At 63.7% G+C, this 23,563-nt stretch carries 19 protein-coding genes and 4 tRNA genes; 11 read left to right on the forward strand and 12 right to left on the reverse strand.

Annotation, left to right across the window (positions count from 1 at the left end; all coding sequences use genetic code 11):
• Positions 1-24 precede the first annotated feature (24 nt).
• The 3 genes from N4264_RS13725 to N4264_RS13735 form a co-directional block, all read right to left on the reverse strand.
• Complete coding sequence (locus N4264_RS13725) at positions 25-474, reverse strand: helix-turn-helix transcriptional regulator (protein ID WP_261692822.1); 450 nt, start codon at positions 472-474, stop codon at positions 25-27.
• A gap of 80 nt (positions 475-554) precedes the next feature.
• The gene (locus N4264_RS13730; protein WP_261692823.1) at positions 555-2,996 is read right to left on the reverse strand and encodes a serine/threonine-protein kinase; all 2,442 of its coding nucleotides are present in this window, start codon (positions 2,994-2,996) and stop codon (positions 555-557) included.
• 83 nt (positions 2,997-3,079) lie between these two features.
• A complete protein-coding gene (locus N4264_RS13735) occupies positions 3,080-4,078 on the reverse strand; it encodes an AraC family transcriptional regulator (protein WP_261692824.1) in 999 nt (332 codons plus the stop codon).
• Positions 4,079-4,245: 167 nt separating this feature from the next.
• Between N4264_RS13735 and N4264_RS13740 the strand changes: the two genes are divergently transcribed.
• Positions 4,246-5,130 (forward strand): NmrA family NAD(P)-binding protein, encoded by an 885-nt coding sequence (locus N4264_RS13740; protein WP_261692825.1) that lies wholly within the window; start codon positions 4,246-4,248, stop codon positions 5,128-5,130.
• A 319-nt stretch (positions 5,131-5,449) separates the two neighbouring features.
• Positions 5,450-7,765 (forward strand): pre-peptidase C-terminal domain-containing protein, encoded by a 2,316-nt coding sequence (locus N4264_RS13745; protein ID WP_261692826.1) that lies wholly within the window; start codon positions 5,450-5,452, stop codon positions 7,763-7,765.
• A gap of 76 nt (positions 7,766-7,841) precedes the next feature.
• Here the strand turns inward: N4264_RS13745 and N4264_RS13750 are convergent, their stop codons facing one another.
• Complete coding sequence (locus N4264_RS13750; RefSeq protein ID WP_261692827.1) at positions 7,842-8,444, reverse strand: LysE family translocator; 603 nt, start codon at positions 8,442-8,444, stop codon at positions 7,842-7,844.
• 94 nt (positions 8,445-8,538) lie between these two features.
• On the opposite strand from N4264_RS13750, the gene N4264_RS13755 reads away from it, so the two are divergent.
• On the forward strand, positions 8,539-9,441 hold the full coding sequence (locus N4264_RS13755) for a LysR family transcriptional regulator (protein WP_261692828.1): 903 nt from the start codon (positions 8,539-8,541) through the stop codon (positions 9,439-9,441).
• On the opposite strand, the gene N4264_RS13760 is transcribed toward N4264_RS13755, so the two are convergent.
• Both N4264_RS13760 and N4264_RS13765 read right to left on the reverse strand, forming a co-directional pair.
• Positions 9,425-9,862 carry a DUF3592 domain-containing protein gene (locus N4264_RS13760; RefSeq protein WP_261692829.1) on the reverse strand — a complete coding sequence of 146 codons (438 nt, stop codon included), beginning with the start codon at positions 9,860-9,862 and terminating at the stop codon, positions 9,425-9,427. The two genes, N4264_RS13755 and N4264_RS13760, sit on opposite strands and share 17 nt — an antisense overlap.
• Positions 9,863-10,248: 386 nt before the next feature.
• A complete protein-coding gene (locus N4264_RS13765; RefSeq protein ID WP_261692830.1) occupies positions 10,249-10,752 on the reverse strand; it encodes a hypothetical protein in 504 nt (167 codons plus the stop codon).
• 377 nt (positions 10,753-11,129) lie between these two features.
• Between N4264_RS13765 and N4264_RS13770 the strand changes: the two genes are divergently transcribed.
• Together N4264_RS13770 and N4264_RS13775 are read left to right on the forward strand one after the other, a co-directional pair.
• Positions 11,130-12,341, forward strand: a complete 1,212-nt coding sequence (locus tag N4264_RS13770) for a right-handed parallel beta-helix repeat-containing protein (RefSeq protein ID WP_261692831.1) — start codon at positions 11,130-11,132, stop codon at positions 12,339-12,341.
• 183 nt (positions 12,342-12,524) lie between these two features.
• A complete protein-coding gene (locus tag N4264_RS13775; protein ID WP_261692832.1) occupies positions 12,525-13,232 on the forward strand; it encodes a hypothetical protein in 708 nt (235 codons plus the stop codon).
• A gap of 405 nt (positions 13,233-13,637) precedes the next feature.
• Here N4264_RS13775 and N4264_RS13780 read toward each other — a convergent pair whose 3' ends face one another.
• Complete coding sequence (locus tag N4264_RS13780; RefSeq protein ID WP_261692833.1) at positions 13,638-14,147, reverse strand: GNAT family N-acetyltransferase; 510 nt, start codon at positions 14,145-14,147, stop codon at positions 13,638-13,640.
• A 12-nt stretch (positions 14,148-14,159) separates the two neighbouring features.
• Positions 14,160-15,068, reverse strand: coding sequence for an alpha/beta fold hydrolase (locus tag N4264_RS13785; protein ID WP_261692834.1), 909 nt, complete (start codon positions 15,066-15,068; stop codon positions 14,160-14,162).
• Between the two features lie 218 nt (positions 15,069-15,286).
• Between N4264_RS13785 and N4264_RS13790 the strand changes: the two genes are divergently transcribed.
• Complete coding sequence (locus N4264_RS13790; protein WP_261692835.1) at positions 15,287-16,288, forward strand: transposase; 1,002 nt, start codon at positions 15,287-15,289, stop codon at positions 16,286-16,288.
• A gap of 398 nt (positions 16,289-16,686) precedes the next feature.
• Here the strand turns inward: N4264_RS13790 and N4264_RS13795 are convergent, their stop codons facing one another.
• The 3 genes from N4264_RS13795 to N4264_RS13805 form a co-directional block, all read right to left on the reverse strand.
• A complete protein-coding gene (locus tag N4264_RS13795) occupies positions 16,687-16,947 on the reverse strand; it encodes a helix-turn-helix domain-containing protein (protein ID WP_261692836.1) in 261 nt (86 codons plus the stop codon).
• On the reverse strand, positions 16,947-17,459 hold the full coding sequence (locus N4264_RS13800; protein ID WP_261692837.1) for a DUF2975 domain-containing protein: 513 nt from the start codon (positions 17,457-17,459) through the stop codon (positions 16,947-16,949). The genes N4264_RS13795 and N4264_RS13800 overlap by 1 nt, the downstream gene beginning before the upstream one ends.
• 94 nt (positions 17,460-17,553) lie before the next feature.
• Complete coding sequence (locus tag N4264_RS13805) at positions 17,554-20,871, reverse strand: PAS domain-containing protein (protein ID WP_261692838.1); 3,318 nt, start codon at positions 20,869-20,871, stop codon at positions 17,554-17,556.
• Between the two features lie 494 nt (positions 20,872-21,365).
• Here N4264_RS13805 and N4264_RS13810 point away from each other — a divergent pair.
• The 5 genes from N4264_RS13810 (at position 21,366) to N4264_RS13830 (ending at position 22,463) form a co-directional block, all read left to right on the forward strand.
• Positions 21,366-21,442, forward strand: a tRNA-Leu gene (locus tag N4264_RS13810).
• Between the two features lie 15 nt (positions 21,443-21,457).
• A tRNA-Leu gene (locus tag N4264_RS13815) sits at positions 21,458-21,534 on the forward strand.
• A gap of 15 nt (positions 21,535-21,549) precedes the next feature.
• Positions 21,550-21,625, forward strand: a tRNA-Leu gene (locus N4264_RS13820).
• An 18-nt stretch (positions 21,626-21,643) separates the two neighbouring features.
• Positions 21,644-21,720: transfer RNA gene (locus N4264_RS13825), tRNA-Leu, on the forward strand.
• An 83-nt stretch (positions 21,721-21,803) separates the two neighbouring features.
• Positions 21,804-22,463, forward strand: coding sequence for a glutathione S-transferase family protein (locus N4264_RS13830; protein ID WP_261692839.1), 660 nt, complete (start codon positions 21,804-21,806; stop codon positions 22,461-22,463).
• Between the two features lie 33 nt (positions 22,464-22,496).
• Here N4264_RS13830 and N4264_RS13835 read toward each other — a convergent pair whose 3' ends face one another.
• Positions 22,497-23,438 (reverse strand): alpha/beta fold hydrolase, encoded by a 942-nt coding sequence (locus N4264_RS13835; RefSeq protein WP_261692840.1) that lies wholly within the window; start codon positions 23,436-23,438, stop codon positions 22,497-22,499.
• Positions 23,439-23,563: the final 125 nt, after the last annotated feature.

The following is a 23,563-nucleotide window of genomic DNA, read 5'->3' on the forward strand; positions in this document are numbered from 1 at the left end:
GTGCTCCAGGGGTGGTGATGGCCGTCATGCTAGGTCGGGTTCAGGGGCCGGCGCTTCTCGATTCCTGACCGGTTTGGTCACCTGCCGGGCGACGCATGCGGGAATCCCCTGTGTTGCATTTGCCGCGTCACGCCGATACACGCTCGGCGGCACGCCGACCAGTTCCGCAAAGCGCGTACTGAATGTGCCGAGCGACGAGCACCCGACGGTGAAGCACACCTCGGTGACGCTCAGATCGCCGCGGCGCAGCAGCGCCATCGCGCGCTCAATGCGGCGCGTCATCAGGTAGGAATAGGGTGATTCGCCGTAGGCCTGGCGGAACTGGCGGCTCAGATGCCCGGCCGACATATGAACGCCGCGGGCCAGCGCCTCGACATCGAGCGGCTGCGCGTATTCCCGGTCGATCCGGTCACGGACGCGGCGCAACCGGGCGAGGTCACGCAGGTGCAGCGCGTCGGCGGGGCGGGTAGGCATCACCCGGATCGTGCCACGGTGGAATCAACCGTCTCAAGTCCACTTTCGTGCAATGGCAATAGCCGCAAAATGCTGAAAGATCAGTCCGCTGCCGATGTGTGCCGCTTGCTGCGTCGCACAAGCTCCGCCGTGCCCATGCCAATCCGGAACTCACCGACGGCTTTGTCGCACAGCGCCGTCAGGTCCTTGGCCAGCCACACCGCCCAGCCGCTCCAGTCCTTGGCGTAGGTCATCGCCTCTGCAAGCTGGGCGCGGGTGGCCGGCGTCGGATCGAGCCGGCAGCGGGCGTAGGCGATCTGGGCCATGTCGAAACGCGCGGCGGGGGCATTGCCACGTCCGCGTTGCCGACGTCGCTCGAGCACGGCCTCAAGGCGCGTGATGGCGTCCTGCCAGTCGCCATGCATGAGGGCGGCTGTACCGCGCAACCCGCGATCACTCCACAGGCTGTCATTCCCGGGCATCTGGGCTGCGTCGACATCAGCGATGCGCGCGTCCAGCAAGCCGATCGCCTCGGCAGCGCGGCCATCCAGGAGCGCCAGTGTCGCGTAATGGAAGATGATGACGCCCAGCCAGGGATCTCCCGGTCCGTAGAACTCGCGCGCTTCGCGCAGTACAGCCTCATGCAGGGGCCGGGCTTCCGTCAGTTTTCGCTGGTTGACCAGCGAACGTGCGAGGTAGGCCTTCATGGGAAGCAGCAGGTTGGGGGCGTCGTAGCCTCCGGCCGCTGCGACCTCCAGGGCTTCGCGCAGACGTTTTTCGGCGATGGCCGAGTCAATGCGCAGGTCCGCGATGGACAGGTTGGTCTGTGCGCTGAGGTAGCTGCGCATGCCGCGCGGCGTGTCCAGGCGCGTGCGGGCGATCGCCAGGACGCGCTCGTAGCCGGCGCGCGCCACGGCGCTTTCGCCAGCGTCGTCCGCATAGACGGCGGCCTGCTGCTGCGCGGTGAGTAGCGTATCCGGTGCGTCCACGGTTGCCAGCAATTCCAGCGCCTGGCCCACGTAGCGCCGCGCGCCGGGAAGATCGCCGAGCTTGTAGGCGTCGGAGGCCCGTTCCACGTAGGCGCCGGCCAGGGCCGCCGGGTCCTTTTGCGGCATTGATTCGAGCAGTTCGATCGCCAGGTCCGACGCGGCAGCCCCCTCCTTGTGACGGCCGAGCTGGGAAAGAGCGGCGTTGGCGGCCAGCAGCAGGGCGGCACGGGTCTGCGGCGCCTGCTTTGTATCCGCGCGCAGCTTCTCGACGCTGCGTTCCAGGAGTTCCCGCGCCGAGACCTCGCCGCGCTCGGTATCGGCTGGCCGGGCGGCCATGAACAGTTCGCCGAAGTAGTCGGCGAGCGCCTGGGCGTGGTCGCGTTCGCGCTGCACTTCGCGTAGCTGGCGATCCAACGCGATGGTGTGCCACGTGATCAATGCCGCCAGGACCACGGCTGCCGCGACCCACGGCCAACGTCGACGGATGAAGGTCCGGACGCGGTAGCCGCGCTCGCCACGCCGTGCCTCTACCGGTTCTCGGCGCAGCCAGCGGCCGAGGTCAGCCGCCAGCGCTTCCGCACTGGCATACCGTTCGTGCGGACGCTTGCGCAGCGCGCGCAGGGCAATTGCGTCAAGATCCGCATCGATACCTGCCACCGTGGCATGGGTGGACGGCGGTACGGTGGCCGATTCGTCCAGGATTGCCGCGATCAGCGCCGACGGATTGCTCGTTTCGCCATACGGCGAGACGCCGGTGAGCAGCTCATACAGCACCACGCCCAGCGCATACACATCGATCGCCACGCCGCCGGCCTCGTCGCCCCGCACCTGCTCGGGTGCGGCGTAGCGCAGGGTCATGCGGCTGTTCTGCGTCTGCGTCAGTGCTTCCTCGCCCAAAAGGCGTGCAATGCCGAAGTCCAGGAGTTTTGGTTCCCCGTCGGCGCCGACGAGGATGTTGGCGGGTTTCAGATCCCGGTGAACCACCATCTGCCGGTGCGCGTGGGCGACCGCCGCGGCGACCTTGGCCACCAGCTGGATCCGCGCGGAGATATCGCAACGGTGACGGCCGACATAGTCATCCAGCCGCTCGCCATCAACGTAGACGGTCGCCAGGTAGGGCGCGCCATCGGCATCCGTGCCGCCATCGACGAGGGCGGCGATGTAGGGATGCTCCAGTCCTGCCAGAATGCGGCGTTCGCGCTCGAAACGCCGCCGGTCCGCCGTGGTCCAGGCACCGGGGAGAATCTGCTTTAGCGCCACCTTCTGCGTGGCATCGCCCAGCTGCCGTTCCGCCAGCCACACGCGGCCCATGCCGCCGCGACCCAGTTCCCGCAGCAGCCGATACTGGGCGATAGCCGGTGGCGCCGCCTGCGCATCGGCCTGGTCCAGCGCCGGCAGGTGCAGGCCCGCGGCTTCCAACTGGCGGCGCACGGCTTCAGCCAGCGCTGCGTCCTCGGATTGCAGCGTATGCAGTTGCGCATCGCGTTCCGCGGCGTCCATTTCCAGCAATGCCAGGAAGCGATCTTTGCAGCGTTGGTAGTCGACGTCCGTCATCCCGCTCTTGACTCCAGAAGCAACGATTGCGCAGTACGTGATTTCGGGAGCGATTGCCCTGTGTGCCGGAACGAACGGCACGCTCAGGCGGTCTGGCGCGCCAGCTCCGCGCCGGGCAGAGCGTCCCGGATCGGGCGCCCGGCACGCTTCACCGCCCCGGGTGAGACGCCGACAACGCGCTTGAATGTCCGACTGAACGCGGCCTCCGACTGGTAGCCCAGCCGGCCGGCGAGGTCGGCGATGGCGACACCGTCGTCCTTCAGCCAGGTCTGTGCGAGGTTCATCCGCCACTGCGTGACGTAATGCATCGCAGGCACGCCGACACGTTCGGTGAAACGCGCTGCGAACGCCGAACGCGACATCGCTGCCACTTCGGCCAGCGTTTCCAGCGACCAGGGGCGGTCCGGGTGCCGGTGAATGGCGGTGATCGCCCGGCCGATCTGTTTGTCCTGCAGCGCGCCGAGCCAACCCGTCTGCGCCGCGGGATCACGCGCGATCCACTCGCGGATGGCCTGGATCACCAGGATGTCGGCCAGCCGCGTGATGACCGTTTCGCCGCCCGGCCGCAGCGATTGCGCTTCCGCCGCCATCAGCCGGAGCGTGCTGTGTATCCACTCGCCGGCCGGCGACGTGGCGGTTTCGACCAGCAGTACGGACGGCAGTCGCGTGATCAGCTGCTGCGCCGCCGCGTGATCAAAACGCACCGCGCCGCAGATAAGACGGGTCGGCGCGCCGCCACCGCCGTGGTGGAGCACTTCGTAGCGTTCACTGGCGAATTCACGCGGGATGTCGAACAGCGGGGTCGCCACGGCATCCGGGTCGCTCAACAGGCGGTGTCCCGCGCCATGCGGCACGAGCGCCAGGTCACCCGGCCGCAGCAACACCGGTGCGCGCTCGTCGACGTACAGCCAGCTCTGGCCGGTCACGACGACGTGAAACATCAGGCAGTGGGGAAGGGGCGGTAGATCCAGTCCCCACGGCGATGAAAGCTCCGAGCGCGCGTAAAACGCGCCGCTCATGCGCAGGAAATGCAGGGCTTCGCCCAGCGGGTCAGCACAGGCCCAGGGATCGTGGTCAGTCATGCGCGGGAAGTGTGGGACGCCCGTGCGCTCGCGTCCAGACCAATTGGACGATCAGTCAATAAATTTGGACGATTTGGCATGGTTAGTCCAGATTGTAGTGGTCAAACTGGACTTGCCGCAGTGAACGAGCCACTGCCATCGCCATGCTCGCCAATGAGGAGATAGCCATGATCGTTGTAATGGGCGCCACCGGAAATACGGGACGTCGGATCGTCAGGAACCTGCTGGCTGCGGGGCACGCCGTCCGCGCCCTCGGACGCTCGGCCGAACGGCTGGCGCCGTTCGCGACGCTGGGTGCGGATGTGCGCGCGGGCGATTCCGCGGATACCGGGTTCCTGGCGGACGCCTTTCGCGGGGCAATTGCCGCCTACGTCCTGCTGCCCTACGAACCCGGCGTGGCTGACTATCACGCACAGCAGGGGGCGCTGGGGCAGGCTGTTGCAACGGCGCTGCGGGAAAGCCAGGTGCCCTACGTGGTCAACCTGAGCAGCCTCGGTGCCGAACTGAGCAGCGGCAATGGCCCTATCGCCAGCCTGCACACGCAGGAGCAGCGACTCAATGCGCTCTCCGCGTCGAACGTGCTGCACTTGCGTCCCGGGGCGCTGTTCGAGAACTTCGCCAGCGCGCTGGCCGTGGTCGATCATCATGGTATCAACGCCGACGGGTTCGAGCCGGACGTCGCCTTCCCGATGGTATCTACCCATGATGTGGCCGTTGCGGCCACCGATGCCCTCGTCGCGCGCAACTGGCGCGGTACCGTCGTACGCGAACTCCTCGGACCACGTGACCTCAGCTATGCCGAAGCCACGCGAATCCTGGGGCGCCGCATGGGCAGGCCGGATCTCGGCTACGCGCAGCTGGCCGCTCACGATGTAATCCATGGCCTCAAGAACGCCGGCTTCTCGGAAAGCATCGCCACGCTCTACGCCGAGCTGGCGCAGGCGATCAACGCCGGTCGGATCCGGTCGCTTGACGGTCGCAATGCCGCGAATACCACGCCGACGCCGTTCGAAACCTACGCCGACCAGCTTGTGCTGGCCAGCACGGCCTGAGCCCATGACGAATTGCGTGCGGCGCGTCGTTCATTCGTGATCCTCGCGTGAAGAAGCGTCGCGGAAGCGCGATGGATTTCACGCAAACGAAAGAAAGCAAACACCGCAGGTTTCAAATTTGTCGCAGACGGTCGCCGACGCGTTCCTAGGCGCCAAGCCAAGTGTTTTGTCCTGGTGTCACAGTTTTCCCAACGCGCGTCGGAAACCCCTGGACGACGCCCGCAAACGGAGTTGCTACAAAGACGTCACCTCCCGACCCGCGTCGATCCCGCGCATGCCACGACAGCGCGGCCACATCGCATTCCTGGGAGGGAATCTCATGTACACGTCACGCCAGCCGGCGCTCGCGCGCCGGCTTACAGCAGCGCTTTGCCTGTTGATCGGGAGTTTCGCCTGGGCGAGCTCCTCCACGCCCGAAGAGACCTCGGCACATGGTCACGACGCCAGCCTGCAGTCGCCTGTTGCCGCACAGCTCGCCGCACCACAGCACTTGTCCCGCAAGATTTCCGGCCTCAAGGCCGCCGGCACGCAGTTCCCATCCTATACATTGCTGCAGGATCGCGGCGCTGCGCTCAGCAAGCGCCCGGATCTGAAAGCCATGGTGACGGACGGCACGGTGCTCAAAGTCGACGATGCAGCGGTAAGGGCGCTGCTGTCGCGCAACCCCAAACATCTGACGCTGCCGCTGCCGGGCCACGGTGAATTAGAGCTGGTACAGGAAAATTACGACGATCTCGTCGTCGAAGGGCCTGGCGGAGAAGACCTGTCGTGGACTAACACCGCCAAGCACTACCAGGGTGTCCTCAAGGGCAATGATCGTTCCGTCGCGGCGATCAGCATCTACCGCAACCTGCAGACCGGCGCCTACGAGATCACAGGCGTCTATAGCACGACAACGGAAGGCAACACCTTCGTAGGTCGCGTCAAGGGCAGCAATCCTGGCAACGACCACCTCGTCTATCGCGACTCGGCGGTGCTGAAGAAGGAGAGCACGGCTGTGGAATGTGGGTTGGACCGGATCGAGGCGAAGGGCGCCCAGCCGCCCGCCATCTGCGATGTCGATCCGACGCCGTCCAAGCCGCTGCGCAAGCGACTGGTCGCACCAAAAGCCAACGCCGCGCTGGCCGATTCCTGCGTGCGTCTGCACATGGAAGTCGAATATGACGTCTTCCAGGCGCAGGGCAGCAACTCCACCAACTATGCGACCGGGTTCTTCAATATCGCCAAGACGGTCTACGCCAACGAAAACATTCCGCTTAATCTTTACTATCTGAAAGTGTGGACGACGCCGGATCCGGAAGCCAACATCAACGGATACCAGAACATCTGGAACCATTTCTGGAACCGCATGAACCAGGAAGGTATCCAGGGTGACCTGGCCATCCTCGTCGGCTTCCATATCGATCGCGGCATTGCCAGCCTCAATCGCATCTGCGGGCCGGATTACAACCAGGCCGGCATCAGCCCCATCCGCGACTATCCCTCGTATCCGACCTATTCCTGGGCCGGTGCGACCCTGCCGCATGAAATCGGGCACCTGTTTGGCTCCGAGCACACCCAGGCCTGCGCCTGGAACGGCAACAACACGGCGCTGGACGGTTGCGCCGCGCCGGAAGGCAACTGCGCGCGGCCAGCCAGCCGTTTCGGCACGATCATGAGCTACTGCAGCAATTTCAGCCTCGCCCAGGGTTTCGGCGCCCAGCCGGGCAACCTGATCCGCAGCAGCTTCACGAACGCCACGTGTCTGAATTGCGGCGGCACGGGATGCACCAGCACGATTGCGCCGACCAGCGCAAACGTTGCCGCCGGCGCCGGTACGGGCTCGGTCAACATCACCATGAGCGCTTCCAATTGTTCCTGGACGGCAGCCAGCAACACCAGCTGGATCACCATTACGTCCGGTGGGGGACCATTCACTGGCAATGGCTCCACCACGTACTCGGTGGCAGCGAATGGCTCGTCCTCTGCACGCACCGGCACGCTCACCATCGCCGGCAAGACGTTTACCGTCACCCAGGCGGCGGGTGGAAGCACGGAAACACCGTTGTCCAACAATGTGCCGGTTTCCGTTGCCGGTGCAGCAGGGACGACCCGCCTGTTCTACATCGACGTGCCCAGCGGTTCGAGCAACCTCGTGATCGCGACCAGCGGCGGCACCGGCGACCTGGATTTGTATACCAAGTTCGGGTCGGCGCCGACGACCAGCGCCTATGACTGCCGACCCTACGCTAACGGCAACACCGAGACCTGCACCGTCGCCACGCCGGCCGCGGGCCGCTATTACGTCATGCTCCATGCCTACAGCGCCTACTCGGGTGCCACGCTCAAGGCCAGCTTCACGGCGACGAACACGACGACGGTGGACCTGACTGCCCCGGTCGGCGGCGAGACCTGGACGCGCGGCTCGGTTCGTACCATCCGTTGGACGTCCACCAATTCCCAGCATGTCGACGTGGCGCTCTACAGGGGCGGTACCTTCGTGCAGTGGATCGCGTGGCACGTGCCCTCGCCGAATGGCTCGTACAACTGGACGGTTCCGACGAGTCTTGCAGCCGGCAACAACTACACGATCACGGTGCTGGACTACGACAAGCGGAATATCACGGACAGCAGCGGCAACTTCACCATCAACTAGGTGCAAGCAGACAGGGCATTGGCCCTTGCGGGTATCCCTGGTTGAAAGCGCGGGGGAGCGTTGCCTCCCCCGCGCTTCACCAGCGGATCTCCCATAGCGCCGCAGTGACGATCAGCAGCGCGAAACCCCAATTCATCGCGCGCTCCCCGAGAGGATTCAGACGGGCCTGTTTCAGGCTGACGCCGAACATCAGCCAGGCGATGTCGACGATGAGGATGACAGTCACCAGCAACGACCATTTGAGCAGGCCATCCGCGATGTGGCCGGCCAGAAGCGTGTGCGAGGTCAGCAACGAGGCAAACGCGGGGTAGGCTTTCGGATTGGCGATCCCCAGCGCGAAACCGGACCACACCGGAGCCAGTGTCCGACGCTCGCCGAACTCCGTGCCGACCGGCGAACGCGCGATGCACCACGCCAGATACAGCAGGTAGAGCGTCGCCAACGTCGTCATTGCACGGCCGATGGCTGGATAGACGATGAGCAGGGACGCCAGGCCGGCGACGCTCGCCGCGGCGGCTGTCGCCAGGCCCAGTTGCAGCCCCGCGTAGTAGCGCAGGCCGTCGCGCCAGCCCTGCGTGCGGCCGATGGCGACCAACGAGAGAATGCCCGGGCCGGGTGAGCCCAGCAGCGCTGTCGCTGCGACGACGAAGTAGACGACGCTCCATTCTTGCGGTGACATCGGTCGGTTCTCCTGCGGGTGTTGGTTGCCACGCTAGGGAGAATTTCCGATAGTGTGAAACCCGTTTTCCTGCTGGCGGCAATTAGGAAATGTAATGGCTTCGGGTGTCCGGGATATCGATATCGGCTTGCTGCGCGCATTCGTCGCCGTGGCGGAAACCGGCGGGATGACCGCAGCGGGGCGAGTGGTGCACCTGAGCCAAGGGGCAGTGAGCCAGCAGATCAAGCGCCTGGAGGCGCTGTTCGAGACGCAGTTGTTTGACCGCAGCGGCGAAACGATGGCGCTCACGCGCGACGGCGAACGGCTGATGTCCCGCGCGCGCCGGTTGATCGGACTCAACGACGACGTGTTCAACCAGATGCGCGGGGAGGACTTCAGCGGCGAGGTCCGCCTTGGCGTCGCGCACGATATCGTCGCATCGCTGTTGCCTCCCGTGCTGCGCCGGTTTCAGAACCAGCGGCCCCATGTGCTGGTCACGCTCGTCAGCGACACTTCCAGTCGCTTGCGCCAGCAGTTGCGGGAACGCTCGATCGATCTGGCGGTGTTGACCGAATCGCGTCGCGGCAGCGGTGACACCTTCCTGTTCACGGACACCTTGGTCTGGGCAGGTGCGCCTGATGGCACCGCGTATCGGCGCCGTCCCTTGTCAGTGGCGCTCGGGCAGGAGCACTGCGCATTTCGTTCGGCCGCGATCGACGCACTCAACCGCGCAGGTATCGAATGGCGCGTGATCTGCCAGGTTGGCAGTCTCGAGCCCGTCTTCGCCACGCTGGAAGCGGACATGGCCGTTGCTCCGTTTCTCTCGCGTACCGTTCCCGCCCGACTGGCGGCGCTGGACCGCCACGAATTGCCGGTGCTGCCCGCGTTTCACATCAACCTGCGCACACCCTCCAATGGCGTGGATCTGATCACCGACGAGCTCGCCCGGCAGATCCGCGAGGCGATGCGCGCCGACCCGCTCGATCGCGGCATTCCGCCCGTTAGAACTTCCGGATGACGCGCCGGGCGATACCGAACGTGCCGTAGGCCAGCCCGCCGATGCCGACGATCAACAAGAGTCCGCTGGTGCCTTCGTCCTCCTCACCGACAAGCCGGATGACGTCCGGCTGGTTAGGCAGGTAGCGCACCTCCAGCGAACTGCCGGACCGGTAACGGGCGAGTTCGGAATCGGAAATCGCGGCCTCGGCGGTGACCCCGCGACCGTCCACCGTCGTGAACGTCACGTCAGCCCGGTAGGAGACGCGCTTTCCGCTGCGCTTGAACCACTTCGGGTTCTCCAGCGACTTTACCGGCACTACGACCCCGCTCCTCTCAACCGTGCGGGACTCGTCGTAGTGCAAGGCCGTATTGCCCAGGGTGACGACGCCCACCACGGCGGCCAGAACCGGCATGACGAAATGGCGGATCGGTGTGGGCATAGGTTGATTCCGAGCCGGACGGGACGATAGTAGCCCGCGCCGGTTGCGGCGAGGGCGCCGGCCAGGAACAAAGTGCATTTCAGGCAAGCTGCATTCCAGGCGGCATTCCAGGCCAACCACCATTCGGAAGATTCCGACGCCCTTTCCTAGCCATTTCCGACGTGCGGGTGCTTCTCGACGTCGTGTCTGCATTCCAGGCCAACCACGATTCAGAAAATTCCGAGACCTCGCTTGCTCTCATTCCGACGTGCGGGCGCTCGACGTCACCCGGTTAAGTCCGCAGCGGCCGTGCTTGCGTGGCAGGTTTGTGACTCGGAATTTTCCGAATCGTGGCTGGCCTGGTTCTCTTGGACCTGGGTTCCGTGCCGGGAGACAGAGCCGCGCAGCTAGCCGCAACCTTCAACGTATTGCGCTGCCTCCCGTTGCCCGGCATGGATCTCTACCACGCGTTCTCCGTCGGTCTGGAAAACCATGGCGTGGTTGCCGTCACTGGAGAACAGGGTCAGGTCGCGCCAGTTCTCCTCGTATCGGTATTTGTTGGGTTCAACGCTCAGGCGGTTTCCGTACACCGCCCTGACCTTGGCTTCGCTGTCACCCACCGCGACACCCGAGCGTGTCCGGGTAGCCGGATCGCGGCTGGTCACGCGGGTTACCACACCGTCTTCCCACATCACCAGGATGGCGCGATTCGCGCGAAGTGGTGTTTCGATGCAGCCGCCCGGGACACCTTTGGGTGGTATGTAGTCCACGACCTCCAGCCCAGCCTGATCCAGCGCGGCGCGATTCATTCCGGTGTGCACTGCGCCGTAGCCGTTGAAGGTGAGCACTGCTGCATCGGCGGTTTCCGAGGCTGCAGCGGCAAGCAGTACGAGCAAGAAGGCAGGGCTCATGGATATTGGCATCTTGCGGACGTAGTGGGAGCTGTCCGGCAGTACGTGGAATGACGGCACTTTCTCCGGGGTGGGCTCAGCAGGGCCGTGAGACTGGAGCCGGCTGGCACCCGCGCGTGCGTCGCGAGCGTGCTAACGTTGCAGTCCTGTCGTGAAGGGAAGGTGCATCCTGCCGGCCCATTGTTATGCAGATGCCGATGATGAAACGAGCTGCGCGGTGTTTCGCGGTTGTCATGACCGTCTTGATGATTGGGGCTGGAGCGGGTGTGCCGGGATCTTCCCTGGCGACAACATGGCATGTCGCCATTACCGGATCTGACAGCACTGGCAACGGTACCGCCGGGCTTCCCTATGCGACCCCGGCCAGGGGTTTATCCATGGCGCAAGCGGGGGATACGGTGCTCTTGCACGGCGGTACCTATCACACGTCCACACTTGGCCTGTACGGCGCGATGACTTCGGCGTTGCCAGTCACTCTGCAATCGGCGCCGGGCGAATGGGCCGTGCTGGACGGCAGCAACGCGGCTGCGGACACGCCGATCTTCTACATCCAGGGCAGTGGTTATCAGATCCGGTCGCTCGAAATCGCCAACGCACGCAAAAGTGCCATTTCCATCGACGGTGGTCATGACCTCGTGATCGCCGATTGCGTCGTCCGCGACAGCATCGGTGGCGCCGTCTATCCCTACAACGGCGCGCATCACCTGCGCATCGAGCGCAACGATTTCCATCACAACATACGTTCCAATCAGCCAACACCACGACCGGACGGCGGCTGGCCCTCAGCCGTGAACCTGTCAGACCATGACGACGTCGTGACCGACAATCTCATCCACGAGAACTGGGGCGAGGGCATGGGCATCTACGGCCAGCGCCACCGGGTGGCGCGGAATCGACTGCACGACAACTACAGCGTGGACCTGTACGCCAACAATCTCGTCGATTCCGAAGTGTCGGCCAACTTCGTCTATACCCGCGGTCTCGCTGACTACTTTCGATTCGGTAGCGCGGCGATTGGTATCGACCTTGCCGCAGAGAGCGGCACGGACCCGAACGGATTCAGCAACAACCGCGTGGTCAACAACCTTGTGACAGGCGCGCGGCGGCGTTGCCTGGGACAGTGGAACGGTTTCGGCAACCGTCCTGCGCAGAACTCGCTTGTCGCCTTCAATACCCTGGTCTGCGCTGCGACCGAGGGCACGATGGTTTTCGACGACGGTCCGCATACGGGTGTTGTCGTGCGCAACAATGTTTTGGTGCAGTCCTTGCCCGGATCGCCTTTGATCGCCTTGGGTACTTCGCCTGCGATCACCTTCGATCACAATGCGCGCTGGGGCGGGCAGACGATACCGGGCGCTGCGATGGGTGCTGGGGATATCACAGCTGATCCGCGGCTTCGGTGCGCCGCTTCCGGTACGCGCAATGGATTGCGACTACGCGCAGATTCGCCATTGCGTGATGCGGCGCTGCCCGACGCGTCCGTGGCAACGGACGCTGACGGAGCGCAACGCGTGTCAGGATCAGCGCCGGATATCGGTGCTTTGGAGTATCCGGTCGATACGTTGCTGTATGCTGACTTCGACTGTTGACTGGCTGCGCCCTGGCGCCGCTGCAGAAACGGAGCGGCACGGGTTGTCACCCCGTGCGCAACAGCACCAGAGCACCTGAATGTCGCGGTCCGTTCCTCCGTTTGCGCCGAACTGCCACTTTTCTGCGTTATTACGCGAACCTTGGGCCGGGGGTTCAGGCGCTTGGGGGGCGATACTGGGCAAATGCCCATCGACAATTCCGCCACCGTGTTCACGCCCCGCTTTTATCGCGTGGCTGCCATCTGCTCGATGGTTTCAGCCGCTACGACGTTGCTCCTGATTTTCCTGCCGTACGCCTACACTGGCGGATCTGACTTCGACAGCCGCATGGCGCGCGTGAACGATCCTGCGGCCATCCTCCGCGCATGGGCCTACCTGATCCATCCGTTCCTGGTCGTCGGCGCGGCGCTGGGCGTGGCGATCCGTTTGCGTCGCCTCGCCGCGGGACTGGTGCTGCCCGGGTTTCTCGGATTCCTGCTGTGGGGCATGAGCGAAGCCGGGCAGCAGGCCATGACCCTGATTGCGTTTGATCGATGGCGTCATGCCTGGCTCGTGGCGGACGCCGCCACGAAGGACGCGCTCAGGGTACAGATCGCTGTTTATGATGGCCTCTGGGACGCACTGTACTTCCTGCTGTTGATCGCCTTTGTCATCGGCAACAGCTTCTACGCGATCGCCATCGCCCGGCGCGGACGCCTCGGCCGCTGGCTGGCGTTTTTTTACACGGCAGCCGCGGCACTCACCGTGACGATCATCGCCAGCGAACTTGGCGCACCGCCGTTGCCCGGCCCGCTGAACGCCGTGTTGTATCCGGCGCTGCAACCGTTGGCGCGGATACTGATCGGTGTGTGGTTGTGGCGGATGGCCGACGAGCGGGAACCGGCGGGGTAAGTGATGATCTCGTCGCAGCGTTGTGGAACTGCAGTCAGTCCACTGCGAAGTCATTTCAATCCGTCATTCCGGTCCCGCGTCATTCCAGGCCAACCATGATTCGGTCTTTTCCGAGATCTTCGTCGGAATATTCCGAGAAGCCTGTATCTGCCCGTCCAGCAAACAGTGTCGGGCACTGCGCCAAGGCGCAGCGCCGGCTCCATCGGATGTTGTCGCCGTGAACAACAATCGGTCGACGGCAGGTTGTGCGGGCACAGGCCGGTGAGTGTCTGCACCAGGCAGCCTGCGAGAAATGACCGGCGCCAACATCGGAATTTTCCGAATGGTGGTTGGCCCGGTTCCTCGGTTCCTGCTGGCGCGATTCCTTCGGTCCCCGTTTTTTAGGTCTGTCTTCCTCGTCGGACGTCAGCCGTCGACGCCCGAGAAGCTGTTGTGGTAAGTGACGCAACCTGAGGGAGACGCGCCGTCGAAGGAGAGGTTCAGGAAGTATTCCGGCGGCGCGTCGGCGTAGCGCACTGCCGGGTGTCGTTTGAAGCCAAACCGCTGGTAGTAGGACGGTTCGCCCAGTACGACGCAGCCGCGGGCGCCGCGAGCTTTCAGACGCGCCAGGCCGTCGGTGATCAGCGCAGCACCGATGCCTCGACGTTGCTGCTCAGGCAGAACTGATACAGGACCTAGACCAAACCATCCTTCATCGCGGCCGTCGATCAGAACAGGAGAGAAGGCAATGTGCCCGACGACACGCCCATCGCTCGTGGCGACCAGCGAAACGGTCAAGGCGCCGGCGCCACGCAGGTCATCGACAATGACGCCTTCGCGGCCATTGCTGCGCGTGGCCCGCTGGAAAGCAGCGTCGGTTACCTGACGGATGGCGAGCGAATCGTCTGGACACTCGCCGCGGATGCAGTATGTCATGAGCGTGACCTTTTACTCGTGCGTCCGAAGGAATTCAGCCAGTAGCTGGTTGAATCGCTCGGGTTGTTCCATCTGAGGCAAGTGGTCTGTTCCGGCCATCGTCACGAGCCGGGCGCCGGGAATACGCGCAGACGCGAAACGCGCTGCTGCCTGAACCAGTTCGATATCCTTGTCGCCCACAATGAGCAGCGTCGGAGTGACGATATGCTCAAGACGATGGACGGCGCGCTTGTCGTCGTCTGGCCAGAACGGCAGGAGGAAGATCTGCCGGTTGTCCTGGAGCATGGCGTGAAGCCGAGGTGCGACGTTCCGGTCAGCGCGTGCGACCGAGACCATCGGATGCGCCTCCCATAGGGCCGCTGCTCGATCGACACCCTCCGTTGTAGCTGCTTCAAATACGGCGACGATGCTCGCGATCTCTTTCGCGTAACGTGGTCTGTCTTCCCCGAGTGGAAATCCGTTCGGACCACTGCTGACGACGGTGAGGCTCGACACGCGGTCCGGATGTGCCAATGCAACGTCGATAGCCAGTGCACCGCCCATGGAATTGCCGACGAAGTGTGCCTTTGGGACACCCAGGTGATCCAGCACCGTCGCGATGTCGCCGACGGGGTCATAGGCAGCGGTCGGTGTCGGCGATGCGCCGAATCCCCGGAGATCGACGCGAATCACGCGGTAACGCGACGCGAGCTCGGTGAATTGGGCATCCCACATCCGGCGGTCGCCGAACCCGCCGTGGATGAGCAGGACAGCGCTGCCGGTGCCGACGGACTCAACGTGCAGGGTTCCGCCATCGACGGGAACCACGCTGGCGACTGGTATCAGTGGGGATCCGCGTGGCGAACGGAAACGTTCGGTAGAGCTGCAGCCGGTGAGCAGGAGGGCGGCACCGGCGGAAAGGAAGAAGCGACGCGTCGTCATGCGGAGACTCTCCCGAACTGTGCATTCCCAAAGGGCCATCAACATGCGCATCTGATCCGATTGTATCGGCCGACCGCGGGATCGTGCCAGCCACTGTTCGGAAGATTTTGACGGGATCATGCCCGACGGGATCGTGCCAGCCACGATTCGGAAAATTCCGATGCTATGCCGGGAATAGCGCTGATTCCGTCTTCCGTGCCGTGGGGCATGATGGCGCCATGAGCACTCCCCGACATTTGATGGTTCCCCCAGGCGTGGCTGGGGACTACCACTGCATTTCGCGATGCGTACGAAATGCCTTTCTCTGCGGCAAGGACCGCCTGTCCGGACGGGTCCTTGATCACCGCAAGCAGTGGATCGAGGACCGCATCTACGCGCTTGCCGAGATTTTCGCCATTGGCATTCATGCATATGCGGTGATGAGCAATCATGTCCACGTGGTGGCACATGTGGCCCCTGAGGTCGCCATGAAATGGTCCGCAGTGGAGGTCGCCCGGCGCTGGGTCGCACTGTGCCCGGTGCGCCGTGGCAACGAGATCGACGAGAATGGCTGTGCCGAACGGGTGGTGCACATTGCGGCCGATGCCGGGCGCGTAGCGCTTTACCGCGAGCGGCTTTGCGCGCTCCCCTGGTTCATGCGTTTCCTCAACGAACCCATAGCACGACGGGCCAATCGCGAGGATGCGTGCCGCGGCCGGTTCTGGGAAGGGCGGTATCACTGCCAGGCATTGCTGGACGACGCGGCGTTGCTGGCCTGCATGGCATATGTGGATCTCAACCCCATCCGCGCAGGCATCGCGAAGGATCTTTCCTCGTCGTCGCACACATCGGTGCGTCGTCGGTTGCGGCATATTTCCAGTCAGCAGCTGCTCGGTCCGGTCGCCGGGGAAGTCGACCGGATGCTGCCAATGCGTGCCATTGAGTACATACGCCTGGTGGACTGGACGGGGCGCCAGCGGCGTGCTGGAAAGCGTGGCGCAATCTCGCAGTCGGTACCGCTCGTACTGGGATCCCTCGGCATGACGCCCGAAGGGTGGCTTGCTGAGGCTTTCACGATCGGGTCGCGCTATTGGCGCGCAGTGGGCTCGGTGCAGGCCCTGATGAGCAAGGCACGCGAGTTGGGACAGCAGTGGCTCAAGGGCGGAGGGCAGCATCAGCGCGGCCAGCGGTTCTTGCCGGCTGGCGCGCCTTCGCACCCACCTCTTGGCGGGTCACCCTGATCCAACCCCCGCCGCACGGCTGGCGCTGGTGCTTGGATTCAGGACGTGGACTGATCCCCATTTCACCGCACCCGGGAAACAGCGGTTCGCTGAAGCCACGACGGCGCTATCCGTGCCGGGACTTTTCAGGTTCTCTCAGGACTGTTTGGCGCCGTCACGGACTTGGTCTGCGCGCCAGGATTAGACACGCCAGGCCCATCCGATCGACCAACCACGATTCGGAAATCTCCCCTCGTCAGAGCGACCCACTGTTGTAGTTCATTGTTGGCGTCATCACGTGCCAAGGTGAAGGGCGTTGAACCGCGGTTGGTTCGGCCTGTCGCTCGGAAATTTCCGAATCGTGGCTGGCCTGATTTGGCGAGGGCCTGTTGCGTGGCCGCCGCGAACACACCGGTGCGTCACGCGTGGGTCTCCTCGGTCATGTCGCTGAGTGTCGTTTCGTCGCTTGAGTTTTCGTCACGTCGAAACTCCAGCAGTTCGCCCGGCTGACAGTCGAGGGCAACGCAGATGGCTTCGAGGGTGGAGAAGCGGATTGCCTTGGCCTTTCCTGTCTTGAGGATTGAAAGATTGGCCACGGTGATATCGACGCGCGTGGCCAGCTCCGTCAGCGTCATACGACGCTCGTGCAGCTTTTCGTCGAGGCGGACGAGGATAGGCATCACACCGTGCCTTCAAGGTCCGCGCGCATCCGTGCGCCGTGCGCAAACACGCCAGCCAGCACGAATAGCAGCATTACCGCAAGCCAGGGGGCGAGTGAGAAGGCGTCGATCTTGCCGGGCTCCCACACCACGGCCGCAATGGCTGCGACGATCAGGCGAAGCCCCTCGAGTGCGGCGACTCGCCAGGCGATCGACTCCAGTCGCTGGGCGTTGTCGAGTACGAAGGGATCACCCCCGTGGACCGTACCCACGATGGCATCGAGTTGTCGCAGGATCGTGTGCACAATTCCTGCGCCCAGCAGTCCGACAATGACGATGGCGCGAAGTCCAAGACCGATCTGCGGATGGGCGTTGACGAGGTCGAAACCGAGCGGTCGTTCGGGCCAGCCCGGTATGAAAAAGCTGACGCCGAGCAGGGCGAGCAGCAGCAAGGCGTACAGGATGTTCAGGCCGACAAGGGCTCTGATCACAGGGCGGGCGAGGGCAAGGGCCTGGATGCTGACACGGGTCATGGCGCGGTCTCCGCATATCGTGATGCGATATTGATCGCATCGATAAACGATATGCAAGCCTGCCGGAGGTCATGAACCGTGGCAGATCGCTCCATCAGTACCGTCTGGCTTCCACAGACGCCAGCAACCGTCCCAGCGCTTCCACATCGACGGGTTTTACCAGGTGATGGTCAATGCCGGCTTCCTTCGAGCGCCGCCGGTCCTCTTCCTGTCCCCAGCCGGTGAGTGCGATCAACGTCAGATCGCCTTGCGCCTTCAGGCGTGCCCGTCGGGCCAGTTCGTAGCCATCCATGCCCGGCATGCCGATGTCCAGCAGCACCACGTCCGGACACTCCGATTCCAGTGCTGCCAGCCCTTCGGGGCCGTCCCGCGCGACGCGTACCTGGTTTCCGAGTCCTTGCAGGATGAAGCTCAGGGTGTTTGCAGCATCTTCGTTGTCGTCAACCACGAGGATACGGTGTGCCGTCGTGCCGCGCGAAGGCTGATTCGAGGTCGGCACCACTGCTGTTGGGCGTTGACCCTGCGCCAATGGCAGCCGCACGATGAATTCGCTGCCCTTGCCGGGGCCATCGCTCCTGGCTTCGACCTGGCCGCCATGCATCTCCACGAGGCGTCGAACGAGCGTCAGTCCGATGCCCAGCCCGCCTTGGGCGCGGTGCCGGCCGTGTTCAAGCTGCGTGAAGAGATCAAAGACTTTCGCCAGCATGGTGTCGGGAATTCCGATGCCGTTGTCGCGCACAACGATCACGGCATCGGTCCCGTCGCGATGGGCGGTGAGCCAGATCTGGCCACCGGCGTCGGTATACTTGGCTGCATTATTCAGAAGGTTGGCGATGATCTGCGTCACCCGGACCGGATCTGCATCGAGAATCAGCGCTTCCGATGGCAAACTGGTAAGGAAGGCGTGGTCAGCTGCTTCGATCAGCGGGCGACTGGTTTCCATGGCGCTGCGCAGCAGGTCGGCCAGGTCTGCCGGCTCACTGCGCAACTCGATCTTTCCACCCGAAATGCGGGATACCTCCAGCAGGTCGTCCACCAGGCGGACCATGTGAGAAACCTGACGTTCCAGCATTTCGTATACAGCACTGGTATCGCCGACTCCGTTGCCATCTGAAGCCATCGCGCGAAGGATGTGCAGACCATTGCAGATCGGTGCCAACGGATTGCGCAGCTCGTGCGCCAGCGTCGCCAGGAATTCGTCTTTGCGACGATCGGCTTCACGCAGGGCATGCTCTGCATTTTTTACCTCGGACACGTCCTGGATTGCGACACAGGCGCCGATCACGATGCTGTTGTCATCGCGCAACGGCGCTGCGCTGACACGCATCCAGTAGGCGCGGCCATCGCCATCGATGTAGCGCATCTCCAGGCCAGGAAGCACGGTTTCGCCACGCAGGGCGCGCTTGCCGGGCCAGTTGTGCGGTGGCACGGGATTCCCGCGCTCGTCCCATCCGCTCCAGCGGGCGGCCCGTTCTGGCTGTGTCGATGGAATAGAGTGGGCGAAATACCGCTCCATCATCGAGTTGCAGAGGGTCCAGCGGCCGGTCTTGTCGGTGACGCCGACGCCAGCGGGCAGTTGTTCGATAACGGTGCGAAGCCGCTTTTCGCTGACTCGCAGCGCTTCCTCCACCTGCTTGCGTTCCGTGACGTCATTGAACAGCACCGCGACGCGTCGGTCCTCGGGCTTGCCCATGCGGAATGCATAGACGTCATACCAGCGATCCAGCCCGGTGGCGATATGGGTAAATCGTTCCGGTTGGCCGGTCGCCGCAATCCGGCCGTAGGTTTCAAACCAGAACGATTCGTGTTCGGGCACGATTTCACACATGCAGCGGCCAACTGCATTGTGGATACCCGTCTGCCGTGCGAAGGACTGGTTCACTTCTTCAAAACGATAATCGCAGGGTTTGCCCTTGTCATCGAACAGTACCCGGACGATGCAATAGCCTTCGTCGATGGAATCAAACAGTGTGCGGTAGCGGCTCTCGCTGAGCTGCATGGCCTGCTCGGCCTCCTTGCGCAGCGTGACGTCGCTCGCCGCGCCGAACCATTCGACGATTTCGCCTTGCTGGTCGAAAATGGGAATGGCGCGAGAGTATGTCCAGCCAGGTGATCCGTCGACGCGGATGACGCGATGCTCCAGCTCAAAGACGCTGCGCGTCGTGATGGCTCTCTGGACGTTGCGCATCACATAGGCCTGGTCCGCAGGATGGATGTACCGGCCGAGCCAGGTACGACTGGGCTCGAGTGTGTCGGGGATAAACCCCCGGCCACGCAGGTGGCGCATCTCGCTCCAGTCGCTGCTCATGCGGTAGACGGCATCGGACGTGGCACTGACCAGGGCACGGAAACGTTCTTCGCTTTCCTGGATGGCGCGGTTGACCTGCTGGCGCGCGAGGAAATCGGCAGCGTGACGGGCCAGCAGGCCGAGCAGGCGCATTTCACGCTCGCTTGGCCGGTGCGGTTCGCAGAAATGCACCGATATCACGCCAAGGACAGCGCCAGTGCCATCGGCAAGCGGTGTGCAGTGCATCGCGCGGACACCGCCTTCCAGCAGCATGGGCAGGGCGGGCGAATTGGCGAGCAAGCTGCTATGCGTAACGTCTTCGACAAAGACGCGCTGGTTTGACGCGATCGCCGCTGCGCAGGCGCTGGCGCCTGCGATCGCCACGGTCTGGAAGTAGTCGACGAACCGGCTGTCGAAGCCACGGTGTGCCACCAGTCTCAGCGTATTGGTAGGCCGATCCAGTCGTTGCAGACTGCCTTTTTCGGCGCCGGAGAGGGCAATGGCCACTTTGACGACCTCGTCCAGGCACTCCTGCTCGCTTTCACCGGTTTTGGCGCAGCGGTTTGCGACATCGTTGAGGAGGTTCATCGCCTGGAGGTTGGCACGATCTGCCGCGGCTACCATCTGCTCGCGCCGCGTTGCGTCCTGCGTGGTTTCAATGGTGGGACAGAAAACCCCGACGATGTCGCCGTGGACGGTGCGGATCGGGCTTAGTGAAAATGTGACGCGAGCGTTTTCAGGAGTGCTGCGACGCGCCACGGGAAGTGACAGGTCGCGTAGTTGCACCGTCTCACCTCTGAGCATCACTGCTGAGACGCTTGGACCGACCAGGGCCCACAAATCCGGCCAGGCTTCGGCGCAGGGATGTCCCAGCACCGACGGATGTCGCGCTCCGAGAAGCGCGCGGAATGCATCGTTGTAGAGGCACACGTGACGGGGGCCCCACCACAGCAGGATAGGCAGGGGGCTCGCCAGGCACAGGCTCAGCGACGATCTCAGAAGTTCAGGCCAGCACTGGACAGGTCCGAGCGTGGCTGGGGCGGAATCAGGGGCGCAGAGGCGCCGGGCGATCTCACTGTCGCTGCAAAGCCAGCTGAACGGGTCGGGCGATTCTGCGGGTGCCATTGTGTGCGCAATCCTGAAGAGCCTGGCTGTTGGAGCCCGGCTGTTACGGAGAAGTCATGGCATAGACGCACCATATCATGCGCTAGATCGTGTAATGCGCTGTGAGGCATTCGGCGCTATATCAATGATTATTACCAGGCTGCGCAATATACAAAGAATATGATGATGCGTTATCTACCAATAAACAGTGCTCCGTGCCAAGAATCACGCCGCTCCGGCCGGCGTTCGGTCACCGCGTCCGGTCGGTGCCTGGTCCCGGGGGCAACGCGCTGTAACTGCAGGGGGCGTTGATCCATTTCACAAGATCACTTGACATCGACCCTTTCCGATGCGCAGACTCCCGCCCCATCATGAATACCTGCCGCATCAACCTGCTTACGCTACTAACCCTGCCCCTTACGGGACGGGAGGGACGCGTTTGATTCGTTGAGCTGCCAAGGTCACGAATTCTCGAAGCCCCCGCTCGGTCTCCGTCGGGGGCTTCGTTTTTTCCAGCCCAGGTGGCGCAATTGGCAGACGCGCCGGTCTCAGAAGCCGGTTTTTGTGGGTTCAAATCCCACCCTGGGCACCATGTTTTTCGCAGCAAGCCCAGGTGGCGCAATTGGCAGACGCACCGGTCTCAGAAGCCGGTTGTTGTGGGTTCAAATCCCACCCTGGGCACCATGTTTTTCGCAGCAAGCCCAGGTGGCGCAATTGGCAGACGCGCCGGTCTCAGAAGCCGGTTGTTGTGGGTTCAAATCCCACCCTGGCACCACAGATTTCCCGTCCACATGCCCGGATGGCGCAATTGGCAGACGCGCCAGGTCGAGAGCCTGGTGGTTGTGGGTTCGAATCCCACTCCGGGCACCAGCATTGTTCGCTACACAGGATAGACTGGCGAGTCTGTGCCAGTTTGCCCTCGTAGGATCGGCGAAGTCTCAGGAGGAATGCCGATGTCGTTGATTCTCTACGGTCATCTGTTCTCGTCGTACACCCAGAAGGTGCTTGTGGCGCTGTACGAGAACGCCACCCCGTTCGAGTTCCGCAGTATCGGCCCGGACACGCCCGAGTACACCGCGGAATGGCTGCGACGCTGGCCGTTGCGCAAGTTTCCACTTTTGGTTGACGACGGCAAGGATATCGCCGAAACCAGCATCATCATCGAGTATCTCCAGCTCGAGCATCCCGGCCCCGTTCGATTGATTCCAGACGATCCGCGGCACGCGCTGGAGGTGCGATTCCTGGATCGGTTCTTCGATTTGCACGTCATGAGCCCCGTCCAGCACGCCGTCGGTGCGGCGCTGACGGGTGATGCGACCAAGCGCCAGGACGGTCTGGCGGTTGCGACAGAGTTGCTGGAACGCGCCTACGCCTGGCTCGAAGGGACGCTGCGCGGAAAGACCTGGGCAGCAGGCGACTCCTTCTCGATGGCCGACTGCGCAGCAGCACCGGCGTTGTTCTACGCTGATTGGACTCACCCGATTGCCCAGACGTATCCCGTGCTTCGCGCCTACCGTGCCCGTCTGCTCGGCCGCCCGGCGTTTGCGCGCGCGGTGGACGATGCGCGCTGGTTCCGCGTGAACTTCCCGCTTGGCGCACCGGATAGGGATTGAGCGGAGGCTCTAAGGGCGGGATAAACCTTTCGGTCAGGAGGAGCCGGCCGCGACGTGTGCCGGCTCGCCGCTTCCCGCGGACCTTTCCCGAAATGCCAGATACGCCTCGAGCACGGCGTCTGGCGCTTCGCATTGCGGGTAGTGCCCGATCTGCACCAGTTCGGTGATATCCGGACGGGGAACCAGTGAGCGGTAGCGGGCCACCATGTGCGCACCGGAAACGGGATCGGCCATGCCAGCGACAAGTGCGATCGGGACGCTGGATTGCTGCAGCGCGCCGACCCAGCGCGTGCGGTGGCGCCGACGTTCCACCATATATCGGATGAGTTTATGCATGACGTGCACGCCATCGTTGTGCTGCAGCAGGCGCCAGAATCCCGCTACAAGGGCCGGATGGGGCGGTGTGCCGGGGCCGAAGATCCGATGCAGCGCGGCGGAGAATCGCGCCTGGGTCATCGCCCGAGCCACCCACGGCCCTAGCGGCGACAGCAGCAGTCGCTGCACGATCACCGGGCGATGCGTTTCGGGGAACAGGCCACCATTGAGCAAAGCGGCAGTCATCAGTCGCGGACGGCCGTCCGGGTCTGCCTGGCGGGCCAGCAATTCCTGGGCGACCGTATCGCCGTAGTCGTGTGCCAGGAGGTGGTAGCGCTCGATGCCTTGCGCCAGCAGGTACGCTTCGCACAGGTCTGCCTGGTCAAACAGGCTGTAGTCGTAGTCGCGTGGCTTGTCGGAAAACCCGAAGCCGATCATGTCGAGCGCGAGGACACGGTAGCGGCTGCACAGGGCAGGCCACAGCGCCTCCCAATCCCACGAGGCCGTCGGAAAACCGTGGATGAGCAGCAGCGGCGGGGCATCCGGCGCACCACCACGACACGAGAAGATCGCATGGCCGCGATAGTGAAAGTGCGTATCGCCCGCGGCGCGCCAGGCGTCCAACGACAGGGCCGGTACGGCTGCACGGCTCGCGTCCATTCCACCCTCCACGGGAATACAGGGTCTGGATTGTCCGATATCCGGCGGTCTCCAGGGGCGACGGAGCGGCCTGTCGCCGGGACAATCGCGCTACTCTAGGACCAGTCATCGATCGTCAGCCAGGT

The organism is Tahibacter amnicola, from assembly GCF_025398735.1.
GTDB lineage: Bacteria > Pseudomonadota > Gammaproteobacteria > Xanthomonadales > Rhodanobacteraceae > Tahibacter > Tahibacter amnicola.

What these genes read in the sequence shown, in the direction of transcription:
- N4264_RS13795 (WP_261692836.1), bottom strand. Translation starts at nt 16,947, where the DNA reads ATGCCTATCCTCGTCCGCCTCGACGAAAAGCTGCACGAGCGTCGTATG.
- N4264_RS13790 (WP_261692835.1), top strand. Translation starts at nt 15,287, where the DNA reads ATGAGCACTCCCCGACATTTGATGGTTCCCCCAGGCGTGGCTGGGGAC.
- N4264_RS13775 (WP_261692832.1), top strand. Translation starts at nt 12,525, where the DNA reads ATGCCCATCGACAATTCCGCCACCGTGTTCACGCCCCGCTTTTATCGC.
- N4264_RS13725 (WP_261692822.1), bottom strand. Translation starts at nt 474, where the DNA reads ATGCCTACCCGCCCCGCCGACGCGCTGCACCTGCGTGACCTCGCCCGG.
- N4264_RS13760 (WP_261692829.1), bottom strand. Translation starts at nt 9,862, where the DNA reads ATGCCCACACCGATCCGCCATTTCGTCATGCCGGTTCTGGCCGCCGTG.
- N4264_RS13835 (WP_261692840.1), bottom strand. Translation starts at nt 23,438, where the DNA reads ATGGACGCGAGCCGTGCAGCCGTACCGGCCCTGTCGTTGGACGCCTGG.
- N4264_RS13805 (WP_261692838.1), bottom strand. Translation starts at nt 20,871, where the DNA reads ATGGCACCCGCAGAATCGCCCGACCCGTTCAGCTGGCTTTGCAGCGAC.
- N4264_RS13755 (WP_261692828.1), top strand. Translation starts at nt 8,539, where the DNA reads ATGGCTTCGGGTGTCCGGGATATCGATATCGGCTTGCTGCGCGCATTC.
- N4264_RS13745 (WP_261692826.1), top strand. Translation starts at nt 5,450, where the DNA reads ATGTACACGTCACGCCAGCCGGCGCTCGCGCGCCGGCTTACAGCAGCG.
- N4264_RS13765 (WP_261692830.1), bottom strand. Translation starts at nt 10,752, where the DNA reads ATGAGCCCTGCCTTCTTGCTCGTACTGCTTGCCGCTGCAGCCTCGGAA.
- N4264_RS13735 (WP_261692824.1), bottom strand. Translation starts at nt 4,078, where the DNA reads ATGACTGACCACGATCCCTGGGCCTGTGCTGACCCGCTGGGCGAAGCC.
- N4264_RS13740 (WP_261692825.1), top strand. Translation starts at nt 4,246, where the DNA reads ATGATCGTTGTAATGGGCGCCACCGGAAATACGGGACGTCGGATCGTC.
- N4264_RS13750 (WP_261692827.1), bottom strand. Translation starts at nt 8,444, where the DNA reads ATGTCACCGCAAGAATGGAGCGTCGTCTACTTCGTCGTCGCAGCGACA.
- N4264_RS13730 (WP_261692823.1), bottom strand. Translation starts at nt 2,996, where the DNA reads ATGACGGACGTCGACTACCAACGCTGCAAAGATCGCTTCCTGGCATTG.
- N4264_RS13770 (WP_261692831.1), top strand. Translation starts at nt 11,130, where the DNA reads ATGGCGCAAGCGGGGGATACGGTGCTCTTGCACGGCGGTACCTATCAC.
- N4264_RS13780 (WP_261692833.1), bottom strand. Translation starts at nt 14,147, where the DNA reads ATGACATACTGCATCCGCGGCGAGTGTCCAGACGATTCGCTCGCCATC.
- N4264_RS13800 (WP_261692837.1), bottom strand. Translation starts at nt 17,459, where the DNA reads ATGACCCGTGTCAGCATCCAGGCCCTTGCCCTCGCCCGCCCTGTGATC.
- N4264_RS13830 (WP_261692839.1), top strand. Translation starts at nt 21,804, where the DNA reads ATGTCGTTGATTCTCTACGGTCATCTGTTCTCGTCGTACACCCAGAAG.
- N4264_RS13785 (WP_261692834.1), bottom strand. Translation starts at nt 15,068, where the DNA reads ATGACGACGCGTCGCTTCTTCCTTTCCGCCGGTGCCGCCCTCCTGCTC.